This is a genomic window from Chitinophagaceae bacterium (genome assembly GCA_016717285.1).
Classification (GTDB): domain Bacteria; phylum Bacteroidota; class Bacteroidia; order Chitinophagales; family UBA10324; genus JACCZZ01.
This window is the reverse complement of the sequence record JADKFU010000001.1, coordinates 1-14,080: the sequence shown is the minus strand read 5'-3', so window position 1 is coordinate 14,080 and position 14,080 is coordinate 1. Positions and strand designations below refer to the sequence as shown.

General features: G+C 40.1%; 12 protein-coding genes, 2 tRNA genes and 3 pseudogenes. 11 read left to right on the top strand and 6 right to left on the bottom strand.

Going from position 1 to position 14,080, the window contains the following annotated elements:
• Nucleotides 1–32: 32 nt before the first annotated feature.
• The 4 genes from IPO83_00085 to IPO83_00070 all read right to left on the bottom strand — a co-directional run bounded on the left by IPO83_00085 (nt 33) and on the right by IPO83_00070 (nt 3,145).
• Entirely contained in the window at nt 33–812 is a 780-nt protein-coding gene (locus tag IPO83_00085; protein ID MBK9729690.1) for an enoyl-CoA hydratase/isomerase family protein, read from the bottom strand.
• A 94-nt stretch (nt 813–906) separates the two neighbouring features.
• Nucleotides 907–1,329 (bottom strand): cobalamin B12-binding domain-containing protein, encoded by a 423-nt coding sequence (locus IPO83_00080; GenBank protein ID MBK9729689.1) that lies wholly within the window; start codon nt 1,327–1,329, stop codon nt 907–909.
• Nucleotides 1,330–1,356: 27 nt separating this feature from the next.
• Nucleotides 1,357–1,563 carry a hypothetical protein gene (locus IPO83_00075; GenBank protein MBK9729688.1) on the bottom strand — a complete coding sequence of 69 codons (207 nt, stop codon included), beginning with the start codon at nt 1,561–1,563 and terminating at the stop codon, nt 1,357–1,359.
• Between the two features lie 46 nt (nt 1,564–1,609).
• The gene (locus IPO83_00070; GenBank protein MBK9729687.1) at nt 1,610–3,145 is read right to left on the bottom strand and encodes a glutamate--tRNA ligase; all 1,536 of its coding nucleotides are present in this window, start codon (nt 3,143–3,145) and stop codon (nt 1,610–1,612) included.
• 309 nt (nt 3,146–3,454) lie between these two features.
• Here IPO83_00070 and IPO83_00065 point away from each other — a divergent pair, with 309 nt between their 5' ends.
• Nucleotides 3,455–4,072: a polysaccharide deacetylase family protein gene (locus IPO83_00065; protein MBK9729686.1), complete on the top strand. Its 618-nt coding sequence runs from the start codon at nt 3,455–3,457 to the stop codon at nt 4,070–4,072.
• Here the strand turns inward: IPO83_00065 and IPO83_00060 are convergent, their stop codons facing one another.
• Entirely contained in the window at nt 4,073–4,738 is a 666-nt protein-coding gene (locus IPO83_00060) for a DUF3575 domain-containing protein (protein MBK9729685.1), read from the bottom strand.
• 116 nt (nt 4,739–4,854) lie between these two features.
• Here IPO83_00060 and IPO83_00055 point away from each other — a divergent pair, with 116 nt between their 5' ends.
• From IPO83_00055 to IPO83_00040, 4 genes are all read left to right on the top strand, one after another.
• Nucleotides 4,855–5,631 (top strand): TatD family hydrolase, encoded by a 777-nt coding sequence (locus IPO83_00055; GenBank protein ID MBK9729684.1) that lies wholly within the window; start codon nt 4,855–4,857, stop codon nt 5,629–5,631.
• Between the two features lie 49 nt (nt 5,632–5,680).
• Nucleotides 5,681–5,768, top strand: a tRNA-Ser gene (locus tag IPO83_00050).
• Nucleotides 5,769–5,893: 125 nt separating this feature from the next.
• Nucleotides 5,894–6,451 carry a hypothetical protein gene (locus IPO83_00045; protein ID MBK9729683.1) on the top strand — a complete coding sequence of 186 codons (558 nt, stop codon included), beginning with the start codon at nt 5,894–5,896 and terminating at the stop codon, nt 6,449–6,451.
• A 393-nt stretch (nt 6,452–6,844) separates the two neighbouring features.
• Entirely contained in the window at nt 6,845–7,645 is an 801-nt protein-coding gene (locus tag IPO83_00040; protein MBK9729682.1) for a hypothetical protein, read from the top strand.
• Between the two features lie 415 nt (nt 7,646–8,060).
• Here the strand turns inward: IPO83_00040 and IPO83_00035 are convergent, their stop codons facing one another.
• Entirely contained in the window at nt 8,061–8,930 is an 870-nt protein-coding gene (locus IPO83_00035) for a hypothetical protein (GenBank protein ID MBK9729681.1), read from the bottom strand.
• Nucleotides 8,931–9,494: 564 nt separating this feature from the next.
• Here IPO83_00035 and IPO83_00030 point away from each other — a divergent pair.
• From IPO83_00030 to IPO83_00005, 6 genes and pseudogenes are all read left to right on the top strand, one after another.
• Nucleotides 9,495–10,865 (top strand): annotated as a pseudogene (locus IPO83_00030) (tryptophanase).
• A gap of 245 nt (nt 10,866–11,110) precedes the next feature.
• A complete protein-coding gene (locus IPO83_00025) occupies nt 11,111–11,461 on the top strand; it encodes a hypothetical protein (GenBank protein ID MBK9729680.1) in 351 nt (116 codons plus the stop codon).
• A gap of 93 nt (nt 11,462–11,554) precedes the next feature.
• A tRNA-Ser gene (locus tag IPO83_00020) sits at nt 11,555–11,639 on the top strand.
• Nucleotides 11,640–12,292: 653 nt separating this feature from the next.
• Nucleotides 12,293–12,592 (top strand): AraC family transcriptional regulator, encoded by a 300-nt coding sequence (locus IPO83_00015; GenBank protein ID MBK9729679.1) that lies wholly within the window; start codon nt 12,293–12,295, stop codon nt 12,590–12,592.
• Between the two features lie 85 nt (nt 12,593–12,677).
• Nucleotides 12,678–13,394: pseudogene (locus tag IPO83_00010) on the top strand (pirin family protein).
• A gap of 71 nt (nt 13,395–13,465) precedes the next feature.
• Nucleotides 13,466–14,046: pseudogene (locus IPO83_00005) on the top strand (YceI family protein).
• Nucleotides 14,047–14,080 lie beyond the last annotated feature (34 nt).

Sequence of the window (14,080 nt, the reverse complement as noted above, 5' to 3'; positions counted from 1 at the left end):
TTATGCCTCTGAAATGGAACTTTAAGTTTCAACTATTTTCCTTTAAATACTGCAGGCCGCTTTTCCAAAAATGCAGCCGTACCTTCTTTGAAATCTTCCGTATTGATACACTTTGAAAATTCGTCTATTTCAAGTTCGAACCCGTCTTCCTGCTTATCGAAATAAGAATTTGCACAAGCAATCAACCGGGCCACCACCAATGGAGATTTGGATTTTATTTTATTCAGTATCGTATTGCACTTTGGTAATAGTTCTTCAGGCGCAACCACATAGTTTACCAATCCAAATTGCAGCGCATCTGCTGCTGTGATCATATCAGCAGTCAGCAGTAACTCTATGCCTTTAGCTTTTCCAACATAACGCAGTAATCTTTGTGTGCCTCCGTATCCGGGAATCAATCCCAGGTTTATTTCCGGCTGACCAAATTTTGCATTATCACTTGCCATACGGATATGACAGGACATTGCCAGTTCACAACCACCTCCCAAAGCAAACCCATTTATGGCAGCTATTACCGGTTTAGGCGCTGCTTCAATCTTATTAAAAACCCTGTGACCATTCGCCGACATTTCTTTTGCCTGTTCTGTTGTGAAGGACGTGAATTCTGTTATGTCAGCTCCGGCTACAAATGCTTTTGCCCCTGAACCTGTGATTATTACTCCACGAATCTCATCATTCTCATAAACATCATTAAAGGCAATATCCAATTCTTCAATCACTTCACGATTGAGCGCATTTAATTTTTCAGGGCGGTTGATTGTGAGGGTTAACACTCCTTCATTCAAGTCAACTAATAAATGTTTGAATTCCATTGTTGATTTTTTTTAAGAATTGAGCCGTGATTTCCCGGCAAGATTTGAGTCCTTATTTTGTGAGCGATTTACAAATACGTGCAGATTATAAAAATCAAAAATTACGGTGCAACTTCACCCATTCTTGTATATAGCCGGAGATTTCATGCGTGGAAGTACCCGGCGCGAACAATTTACCTACTCCCATTTCATGAAGCGCAGACATGTCTTCTTCAGGAATAATGCCGCCGCCGGTTAACAGCACATCTCCGAGTTCCTTTTCTTTCATCAGGTTGATTATTTTTGGAAACACCGTCATGTGCGCGCCTGATAAAATCGAAATACCTATCACATCCACATCTTCCTGCAAAGCGGCATTCACCACCATTTCAGGCGTTTGACGAAGTCCTGTGTAAATTACTTCCATACCTGCATCACGCAAGGAAGAAGCAATCACTTTCGCGCCACGGTCATGGCCATCAAGACCTACTTTGGCAACCAGCACACGTACCGGACGATTCGTTTGATTGGAAGACATGAGGTGTTAAATTTCAATGGTTTGCATTTATTTCTTCAGTTGACCGGGTTTTTTCTGCTCTTTTTCTTTTTTCTCAACCAGCTTTTTGTCAACTACTTTACGGTCGAGAAAATCATTCAGCTTATCTGGTGAAATATTGGAAATGATTTCGCCGAATTCATTCACCCTTATATCCAATCCCTTAAGTTCAGGATCCACCTGCGCTTCATCAATTTTATCTTTCTTCTTTTTCATTTTTTCAATTTCTGCTTTTGGGAAAGCCTATCAATAAAATTAACAATTAAGTGGCTGTCATTCCATCAAACTTTACAGCAGCCACTTTCATCCTGTTAAGGGTTTCTTCTTTGCCAAGCAATGAAACGATTTCAAAAACTGCGGGGCCGTTCTTTGTTCCAATCAACATCACTCTCAGCACTGGTAAAATATCTCCTGCTTTAAAATTATGCTGGTTCAAAAAGTCGTGCAAAAAAGTATCTGCCGAATGCATTGAAAAATCATCATGCGCCTGCAATTCACTGGCTAACATTTCAAAATTTTTTCCTGCCTGATTGTTCCATTTACTTTTTACAACAGTCGTGTCAAATTCAACAGGTGCAATAAAAAAAACAGCAGCGTTCTGCCAGAGCTCATTGATAAACGTGCACCGCAATTTGATTACTTCGCAAACGCGTTCGATATAATCCTGCGATGCTTCCCTCCCGATTTCCATTAATTCCAACTTGATAAAAGCAGATAGTTCATTCCCTGATTTCTGCTTCATGTATTCATGATTGAACCATTTCGCCTTTTCAAAATCAAACTTTGCGCCTGCCTTGTGAATACGTTCGATATTGAAATCCTTTATCAATGCCGACATTGGAAGCACCTCCTTACTTTCTGACGGCGCCCATCCAATGAGTGCCAGCATGTTTGCAAATGCTTCCGGAAAAAATCCACGTTCGCGAAATCCCAACGATTGTTCGCCGGTTGCCGGATCTTTCCAGTTAAGTGGAAATACCGGAAATCCCAATCTGTCGCCATCCCGCTTGCTGAGCTTTCCATTTCCATCGGGACGAAGGATCAGCGGTAAGTGAGCAAACTTCGGGCGTTCTTCTTCCCATCCGAAAAACCGGTACAGCAAATAATGAAGCGGTGCAGATGGCAGCCATTCTTCTCCACGAATTACATGCGTAATCTTCATCAGATGGTCATCCACGACATTTGCAAGGTGATAGGTGGGCATTCCATCGCTTTTAAAAAGCACCTTGTCGTCCAGTTGACTCGAATTCACCAACACTTCACCCCGAATCAAATCAGTAAATTTTATTTCTTCATCTGCCGGTATCTTTGCCCGGATCACATAGTGATCTCCCCGGTCAATTCGCAGCTTAACTTCATCCGCAGGCAACGTTAATGAGTTGCTCATGGCATCCCGTGTAAGAGAATCATATTGTAATGATGAGCTGCCTGATGACTTCAGTCGCTCGCGCATAGTATTCAGTTCTTCTGCAGTATCAAAAGCATAATACGCATTACCGGCAGTTACCAGTTGTAATGCGAAGGGATAATACAATTGCTTACGTTCCGATTGTTTGTAAGGTCCATATGGTCCGCCTGATCCAGGACCTTCGTCGGCAACAATGCCACACCATTCCAACCCTTGCAACATGTATTCTTCGGCTCCATTCACTAACCGGTTCTGATCGGTATCTTCCACTCTTATGATAAATGTGCCGTTGTGTTGCTTCGCGAAGAGGTAATTGTACAAAGCAGTGCGAACGCCACCAATATGCAGGGGGCCTGTTGGACTTGGAGCAAACCTTACTCTGACGGACATTTCATGAAGTTGATTCGGACAAAAATAGTTGAATTATGATAAAATTAGCCTGTATAAAATGGCTCTTCGAAGGACTAATCTTCAGTTCTGCCGAACATTCATCAGTTCATTCTTATGCTCCAACTCAGATCAGAAGTTTCTCCAGTACCCGACCAAAGATTGCAGATGGCTTGCCGTGTCAATATTAATTCTAGTCCGTCTGCAACCAATACAATCCACAAACCATCTTGAATTAAGTTTTTCTGAAATAAAATAAGATGCTTCACCGTTCGTCAGAACGCATATTAAACAACCGAATCCAAATTGGGAATGTATTTTATAAAAACCCCTGAAATTTTAAAACGCCTTTATCCGCGTCAGGTATGGAGTTTTCCTGAAGTACAAAAAAAGCTTTATCTCACCTTCGATGACGGACCTACTCCTTCTATTACAGAATGGACATTAAAGGAATTGAAAAAATTTAGTGCCAAGGCCACCTTTTTCCTGGTAGGACAAAATGCGGAGCGATACCCGGAAATTATTTCTACGATTAAGAAAGAGGGTCATTCTATAGGCAACCATACCTACAAACATTTAAATGGCTGGTCTACCAGTACAAATGCTTATATTAAAGACATATTAAAATGCGATGAGATTGTATCGAGCAAACTTTTCCGTCCACCATATGGACGTATTACGAAATCGCAAACCAGCATCATGCTCAACCGCTATAAAGTGGTAATGTGGGATGTGCTGAGCGGTGACTTCGACCGTACCATCACTAAAGAACGCTGCCTTAAAAACGTTTTGGAAAATACACAACCCGGCTCCATCATTGTTTTTCACGATAGTGTGAAAGCTGCCGACCGCATGCAATATGCATTGCCACGTGTTCTGGAATATTATTCAGAAAGGAATTTCTCTTTTGCACCGCTAACCGTAAACTAATTACTTAAGCAGTATTCCAATATCAAAACCTGCAGAAAAAGTCAAAGGAACTTCAGGCACTTCAAAATGACTGTATTTGTAACTTTCGTCAAATGAATCAGGATATCCATAACCAGGTGCTGTAGAATTGTAGTGGAAAAAAGAGGTTCCATATCCAATTCCGCCGTGCAAATCAAGCGAAATAATCTTTGCCAATACCCACTGTTTTCCAAAATTCAGCATGAGTGCAATAGAATTATTTGTTCCTCTTTCAGTAGTGTAAATACCATTAGTGGAATTGTAAGATTCATAATCAAATCCGAATCCGCTGTAAATAAATTCTGGCTTAAAATATCCTCCCTGAAAATCATTATACCTTTTCATTCCGTCCAGTAAATAATCAGGCGTAAAATAGAGTTTCGGACCTGCCTTTATAAAGATACCCTTTCCATTATAGCCGTCATCAATAAAGCTCAGTCCAATAATGCCAATATTGCCTTCCAATGTAATATTGTTGGTAAGAACCTGCTCATATCCAAACGTAAGATTTCCGGTGAGCGGAGAGAAGAAATCCATTTTAATAATCCTGTTTTTCATCATAGGCGCGGGAGCCATTTCATTTTGTGAAAGTGCCATTTGAGTGCTGCACAACAGGGCAAAGAAAAATAAGAGATTTATCGTTTTCATAGTTTTCAATTGAACATTAAAGATAATAAATAATGTATGGCCGTTGCTTTTTGCAGCTAACACAATCTCAACAAATCCACCGTACATGAATACCTTTGCACAATAATAAGTCTGCCGTGAAGCTGATTGATACCCATTGCCATCTTTACCTGCCGGAATTTGATGCGGATCGTGATGCCATGATGCAAAGGGCGATGCATACCGGAGTTGATGGCTTTTTCCTGCCAAACGTTGAATCAGGAACTATTGAAAGGATGCTGGATTTAAGAGCAACCTACCGGGAAAAATGCTTTCCAATGATGGGTTTGCATCCCTGTTCGGTGAAAGAAGACTGGAAGGAGGAGCTTAAAATTATTGAAGACTATTTATTCAGAAAACCTGAGCTACAATTCCGGGGCATTGGTGAAACAGGACTGGATTTCTATTGGGATAAAACTTTTATGCCCCAACAGAAAGAAAACTTTCAATTGCATATTGATTGGGCTAAGGAATTGGAGCTACCGATTATCATTCACAGCCGCGACGCAACTGATGCTTGCATTGAAATGATCCGGGAAAACAAATCAGAAAAACTCAGTGGCATCTTCCATTGTTTTTCCGGTGATCTAAACCAGGCACAACAAATAATTGAATTGGGTTTTTATTTAGGCATTGGTGGGGTGGTAACTTTCAAAAACGGCGGCCTTGACAAAGTGCTGGAGCAATTGGATCTGAGTCACCTTGTACTGGAAACTGATGCGCCTTACCTCGCACCCGTTCCACACCGTGGAAAGCGAAATGAAAGCAGTTATCTTCCGTTGATTGCTGAGAAAATCGGCATTATTAAAAACCTTTCCACTGAAGAGGTCGCTTCAATTACCACTTCCAATGCGAAACAGGTATTTGCGTATTGATTTTGATTGGCAAGCAAATTTTATGACCTTTGCGTCCCGCTCAAAAAAAGGAGAGGTGTCCGAGTGGTTGAAGGAGCACGCCTGGAAAGTGTGTGTACTCCTAAAGGGTACCGCGGGTTCGAATCCCGCCCTCTCCGCATTTTACTGAAATGCTTATTACGTAAGGGTTTCAGGTCTTTGGATTCTGTCTCCGGAGACAATCATTAAGAAGACTGGTTTTGGCGTCAAATCAAAATTTGACAATGGAATCAGAAAAAAACTTTTGCCTGAGCCGATCTCTAATAAAAGTATAGAGAGAGTAAGCATCTATTCCGCTGGCGGTGATCTTTCAAAAGGATGGTTTGTCCATTATTACCGTGACGTAGGATCCGGAATAATGCAGCGTGTCCGGATCTATGATAACATCAATAAATTCGCTACAGTTGAGCGTCGAATGGATCGCGCTCTCGAGATCGTTCAATTGGCCTTTAACGGTGAGAATGCCGTTACCGGCTATGACGGAAAGAAGTTTTCCAATGATTTATTCAAAGTCGTAAAGAAAGTGCTCCTCCAGAAACAATATATTCTCAGAAAAAAATCATTTCAGACTGGAGTTGTAAAGGAAAATCTGTTTGATAAAATCAAACGGTGTCCAGAAGAGCGCAAGGGATCTCTGTATTTCCAACCTGAGCAAGTAAGTAGATTGAAACTCATCATTTCAGAAAAAGAACCCGCCTTATGGTTGGCTTGCCAATTCATCTATTACTGCTTTATAAGGCCTGGCGAGCTGCGAAATTTAAAAGTGAGTGATGTTATGCAGATGATAGCCAAATCCTCCTGAGGTCAACAATCAGCAAGAATAAGAAGTCTGATTTTGTTTCAATGCCAACAGCGTTTGCGCCGGTGATTGCCGGTATGCACTTACACAGGTATCCGTAATGGTATTCCATCAGAATACTAGGTATCAACTTCCTTTTTTGGGAAGCGAAACCTGACAGTATTGCGTGAACATGGATTCAGGAGCGAATATAATTTATATTCATGGAAGCATACTGGTGTAGTGATGGCCCCATAACAATGGTATTAATGCAAAGGAGTTAAAAGATCAATTGCGACATTACAGTTTGGACATGGTAGCAATTTATTTGAAGAGCATGGGATTGGATGACTTTGGAAATTTGCGAAAAAAATTCCCATCGATCTAATCTATTAAATTTTATTGCTATTTTCAAACATGAATCAGCTTCAAATTGCAGAGAGATCAAAAGTACTAAGTGCTTTAACTAACGAGGCGTTGGCAGAACTCGGTACCAGAAAAGTTGAAAAAAACCATAATGTTGAAAAATACCTATTAGGTGTTTTGGAACGAGTGTATGTATTTACAAGCGACATTTCAACAATTCTGAATCATCAACCAGAACGTTTAACCTTATCGGCCTTTGTAATTTCTCGAGTTATACTTGATGATTTCCTCCATGTCTGCTATCTCTTTTCAAAAGGCTTTGCTGAAGATGTAATTGACAAATTCGATGTTGAACCACTTAAATATTTCTTCGCAATGGGAAAGGAAAATCTTGATTATAATATTAAGTATTTTGAAGGTAAACACGAGAGCTTTATCAACGAAGAAATATTTATTGACTACAGCTATAATTTTTTGAAAAATCAAGATAATCTGAAATATATTTCCCATGTAGATTTGAATGGAGATATTCCCATAATTAAATTTCAATTAGGGATTTCCACAGCTGCGATTTATAAAGATATTTCTAGCAGTCAACATGGATCAGAAAATTGCTATGCTTACAATATATGGCGTCGCTATTCAGCATACGTTCATCATTCGACCCAAACTTTCTTTTCTGAAAGGAATAGTTCAATTCGTACCGCCGACGTTGAAGGCATTAGATTAGTTCTTTTTTATGCTTGTAAAACACTAGTTCTATCTAGAGGATATTTTATTCCAGATCACCCCGAAACAGATCCGATTTTTATGAAAGCGGCTCAGCTTACAAAAGAATTAGGAAGTAAATAGAAACTATTCCATCTTTTCAATCATAGCTTGAATGATAATTCAAACTCATCAGGCTTAAAAATGGATTGAAGTCCTCCTTCATCTTCGGTTGCACTGAAGAAACATGATAAAGACCTGCCAAATGGCCATTGTGCTTTCTCATGTAATATACTGGTACCAGATGGTTGCCTTAAATTGGTTATTCTTCCATAATGTGATTTCGGTGATTAATTTACTGTCCATGATTTGCGAGAGTGGGTTTGAATGGTTACATGAAGAGAACGGCGTTCAATTGCTTGTCTTAAATTTCGACGCTGGCTGAGCGGACATTTATCCAGGAGTAAATTGTATTTCTCCGGATCTACCCACCAGCTGCGAGAAAGATTGCGGAAGGGTTACTCAAAAAGGGTGATTTTGGTGAGATGCTAGTCAAAATCTAAAAAGCAATCGAATCACATATTTCAGCTACAAGTTTTTTTAACATTGATGGTGCGTACATTAAAGAAATGGGTTTCTCGCTAGTGAGAATCTCACTAACTATTTCTTGTTGGGAAGGCATTTTTGAACTTGTTTTAACAGCATTTTGAATTATACTTTTAACTTCCTCGACTAGCATCTTTTCTCCTGTAGTTTTGCCCCTAAAAAGAATGTTGCTTTCATTTATATAGAATTGATCGTTTGCGTGTCTAGTTTGATTCTTAAGAATGTTAAGATCCTTTGCAATTGCCTCTATTTGGCCAAGTAAATAATTATCAACACTTACATTCTTTTGATCTAAATGTTGGACCTTATACTCACCAAAGTTCTTAAGGAAAGATACATAATCTGCATCTTTGGATTTCTCATAAGTGCTCTTTAATTTACTTCCCAATGCAGTTTTAAATTTATTAATAGCATTGAACCTCAAATCTCTGGGATATACAATATGCTCAATTATGCCTGTATCAAATGAATAATCTGTAAGATTGTCTTTCATGATAATTGCAGGTTTGTTAAAAGCCAGTCTCATTCCTAACTCAAACATTACATTAGGGTTTTTAGCACTTACATCACAAATGACCATGTCATTTGAATATAAATTTTGAATTATTCTTCCCTGAATAACGCTACTTTCCTGGGCTTCACTAACTAGTTTTCCCTCAAATCCATTGTCATTGCATACATCCTTAATTATTCCAAGTATCTCAGCCCAATGATCAGAATGCAAACCATCAATGCTACTGATAGGCATTACAATCCCACAAACAGGACTTTCTTCTTTACCATTTTGGGGTTTAATTGTGGTAGCTGTGTCTTCTTTTTTCATGGCAAATTGAAATAAAGTCCGAGATGAAAACTTGAAAAATACAGGCGAGGGTTAAGAGAATAAACCTGCGCCTGTGATCATCAGAGTGCGGATTTACGCACAATTACAGAATGACTTGTCAACTTTAACATCAATCGCTAGGGCTTTCCCATTGATAGGAAGAATTTTCTCCCCGGTCTTTGGGTGCTTTCGCGACTTTCTGATAAATCTCTGGTAACAGAAGCCATTCTTTAGGATAAAGATTAACTTTTCCATGGTTATATACGGGCTGGGTTAAAAAGCCCTGTATTACAACTCTTCTACCAACCTTCCTTACTCCGACAAGTACAAAAGTAAGAACTATCATTAAAGATTATATAATGCCTTAAGTGATAGGTTTTGGACATCATTTTTTGTGGACAATTGGACGGATTTAAATTAATGTATTCATGACAAAAATCATGTGGATCAATAATTCTGGTCAGTATCAGCAACAATTATGGCAACTACTTTCGCGGAAACTTTTTAATCAAAAGTTTCCACAAGGAATCGTAATGATCAATTCTTCCTGATAATATAATTACCATGACAAAAACTATTATCGAGCCTTTTAGGATCAAAACAGTCGAACCCATTTCACTCACTACCAAATCGCAGCGGCAGCGCTTGCTCAAGAGTGCCTGTTACAATCCGTTTTTGCTGCATTCAAAAGATATAATCATCGACCTGCTTACCGACAGCGGCACTTCAGCTATGAGCATCCATCAATGGGCGGGAATTATGCTGGGCGATGAATCTTATGCCGGTGCAGGCAGTTGGCTGAAGCTGGAAAAAACATCCACGAACTGACAGGCATGCCACACATTCTTCCTACACATCAGGGAAGGGCGGCAGAACGGATTTTGTACGGTCAGCTTGGCGGCAAAGGAAAAATCTTTATTGCCAATACCCACTTTGATACCACACGCGCCAACATTGAGTTTACCGGAGCAACAGCTATTGATTGTCTCACCTCCGAAGCTATGGATCTCAATTCCGAATTTCATTTTAAAGGTGATATGGATACCGATGAACTGAAAAAGCTGATCAAAAGCATGGAAGAAAAATATAGCTGCCATTATTCTCACCGTCACCAACAATACAGGCGGTGGGCAACCCGTATCGATGCGCAATGCAATTGAGGTGAGAAAGATTTGTGACGAACATGGGTTGATGCTTGTACTCGACATGTGCCGTATTGCAGAAAACAGCTATTTCATTCATCATTTTGAAAAAGGATTTTCTTCCAAGAGCTACTATGAAATCGCTCAGCAAATGTGCCGTCTGGCAGATGCCTGTGTTATGAGCGCGAAGAAAGACGGGCTTGCAAACATGGGCGGTTTTCTATCGCTAAAAGATGATGCAGTAGCTATGGCCTGTACGAACCTGCTGATCATTACGGAAGGTTTTACTACTTATGGCGGACTTGCCGGCCGCGATATGGAAGCAATAGCAGTTGGTCTGAAAGAAGTTTTTGAACCTGATTACCTTAAGTATCGGATTGAAAGCACAAAATATTTCGGAAATCATTTGTACGAAAAGGGAATCCCGCTCATGCATCCAATCGGAGGTCATGCTGTATACATTGATGCCAAAGAGTTTTATCATCACATTCCTGTTGAGCAATATCCCGGACAAGCACTTGTTTGTGAATTGTACCTCGCCGGTGGAATTCGTTGCGTTGAAATTGGCAGCGTAATGTTTGGGAAGTATAACGCGAAAGGAAAATTAATTCCGGCAGCACAGGAATTAGTCCGGCTCGCTATTCCAAGAAGGGTGTACACACAAAGTCATATTGATTATGTAATCGAAGTATTTGATGAAGTCTACAAAAACAGGAATCGGGCGAAGGGGCTTCGCATTATCTACGAACCAAAATTTCTCCGCCACTTTACTGCGAAGTTTGAAAGAATGTAAAGACAGTAATGCAACTCACAAAATGAACGTGGAAATCTAAATTTCCCCGAAGCCGCAACTTGGATTTATTTTCGCCAGTGAAAATCTTTTCATGAAAAAAATACTTTTGCATTTATCATTTTGTGTGCTGCCTTCCCGGATTTCATTTGCCCAGGATATTATTAAAGGCGCGACCAATACCGTTTCACTCGTAAAGAAAAAGCGCGAAGCTTCCTTCCATAAAAAACAAAGACGGTTCAACCATCGTGCTCTCTTACAAAGAACCGGATGGCTTAAAAGTAATGATGGGCAAGAACGGAAAGAATTTTCCAGTGTGCGATCCTTACCCCAATGCGCTGATGGTGCAGGTAGCTGAAGCGGATATTGATAAAGACGGCAAGTTAGAAATCTTAGTGGGTGCGCGTACATCAACGGAATCAGTAGAAATAAAAATTTATAAAAAGCCGGAATTTGAAACACTGTATAAACTCTGGACGTCATTCACCGGTGTGCAGTCCTTTGAATTTCCCGGAGATGGAAGCGTGAAATTGTATGATATGAATGGCAAATTCGGTTTGTTTAAACTGACGGATGACGGGAAGTTGAATGAATTGTAACAGGTATTTGCTAAATCATCAACTTATTGTATTTGAATTTTTATCCTAACAACCACCCGGCAGCTAAAGGAATTATTTGATACTTTCGCCCCCGGAGAGATGCCAGAGTGGTTGAATGGGACTGTCTCGAAAACCGTTTACCGACTTGTCGGTACGAGGGTTCGAATCCCTCTCTCCGCCTGATCATTCGCCAAAACGGTAATGTTATCATTCCGTAAGCATGAGCACTTTATCACGATTATGAAAGTCTCTCCCGAAAAAAATTCCACAACTCGCTTTATTGCATAATGGCAAGCCGGTAAATTTTTTATGTAAAACCATGCAGAAGGTAGAAGCGGAAGAAAATAATCTGCTTCAATTTCCGCATCGCCATCGGTATTACACCATCATCTGGATCGAAAAAGCAACCGGTACATCAGATTGATTTCAAGTCGTATGCTGTAAGCAGTCAAACCATTTTTTTCATCGGGCCCGAACAAGTGCATCACCTTCTGTTGAAGGGGAAACCAAAAGGAAGGGTATTTCTTTTCACCAATGATTTTCTCGAAGCCAATGGTATTCCGCAACAGTTTTATCTGGACTGGAATTGTTTTTTGCCTGCGATGAAATCAAGCCAATCCGTTTAAAAAGCTCGCAAATTCCTGAAATGAAAAGCTACGCAGATCACATCTTCAAAGAATTTGCAAATGATCAATACCTGAAACAGGAATCCATTGCTGCCTGGCTCAAATTATTTTTAATTGCCTGCAAGCGCCTAAAAGAAAAATGCTGATCTGAATTCGCCATTGCAAAATCCAAGGTCAAGGACAGTTAAAGGAATTCAAGAACCTGTTGGAAAAAAACTATGCACGACAGCATAAAGTAAGTGACTATGCAAAAGCATTGCACCTTTCCGCCAATTATCTTAATGAAGTGATTAAAGAAGAAACCGGTCAGTCCATCAAAGACCTGATTCAAAACCGCATCATTTTAGAAGCTAAGCGGCTGGCCACTTATTCAGATTATTCAATGAAGGAAACGTCCTTTCAATTAGGCTTCGATGATCCTTCTCATTTCAGCAAATTTTTCAGGAATTGCACCGCTACTGATTACACCACTTTCAGAAATGAAATCCGTAAAATGTACCTGTAAGTCGATGTTTTTTAGGCAAGGCCATTAAAATTAACTGGCTGATCTTTGCCTCGTTGGAATTTTCCAGCAGCAAAAAAGATCGAATATGTCAGTAACCATTTTTCACAAAGCCGATAGCCGTGGTCACGCTAATCATGGCTGGCTCGATTCCACCACAGTTTCAGTTTTGCGGGTTATGACAATCCGGAAAGAGTTCACTTTGGCGCCTTGCGCGTGCTGAACGATGATAGCGTAACCGGCGGCATGGGTTTTGGAAAACATCCACACGACAACATGGAGATTGTTTCCATTCCGCTGAAAGGTGCTTTAGAACACAACGACACAACAGGCAGGAAAGCTATTATTAAAACAGGTGATGTACAAATTATGAGTGCCGGCTCAGGCATCTCACATTCAGAAGTTAATGCATCAAAAACAGATGCCGTGAACTTCTTGCAGATTTGGGTGTTTCCTAAACTTCGTAACATTCCACCGTGGTATGAACAAAAAGACATTTGAAACAGCAGACCGGAAAAATAAGTGGCAGTTAGTGGTTTCACCGGAAAAGGAAACTGCAGCATTGTGGATCAACCAGGATGCGTGGTTTTCAATGGGAGATTTTAATGAAGAAATTGAAACCACATATACTATTCATCAAAAAGGAAATGGCATCTATGCTTTTATAATTGAAGGCCGCGCAACAATTAATGGCCAGGAGATGAATGAAAGGGATGGTGCCGGCATCACCGGCGTGGAATCAATAATCATTAAAACTACCAACGATTCTAAAATACTTTTGATTGAAGTTCCGATGGACATTTAGATTCATAATGGCAGCGGCACATTCAATCACGCCTGATATTTATTCATCACTAAACCAAAAACAAATTAAAAATGTCAACTGTAAAATGGACGCTGGATACTGCACATTCGCAGATGCAGTTTAAAGTAAGACACATGATGCTCACCACTGTAACGGGTGAGTTTAAAGAATTTGAAGTGAACGCGGAACAGAAGGAATTGATTTTTCTACCGCAAAAATCACTGCATCGGCAAATATTGCTTCCGTTATTTCCGGCAGCGAACAGCGCGATACCCACCTGAAATCAGATGATTTTTTTAATGCTGAAAAATTCCCCAAGCTCTCTTTTGAAAGCACATCTCTGTGCATGCAGGTGATGACCATTGGATTCTGCAAGGCGATCTTACGATCCGCGATATTACCAAACCGGTTTCTTTCGATGTGCTCTACATGGGAATGATTGATGATCCATGGGGAAATAAGAAAGTGGGATTTGAAGTGAACGGAAAAGTAAAACGCAAAGAATTCGGATTGATGTGGGATGTGGTTACGGCCGGTGGTAGTGGTAAGTGAAGATGTTCGCATCCATTGCAATATGCAGTTACTAAACCGAAGTAGTAATATTATTTGCTGCATTGTTAGATTGTTGAATTGTTATTGCACCTTACACTGAAATATCAATTCAACAATTTGATAACGTAGCAGTA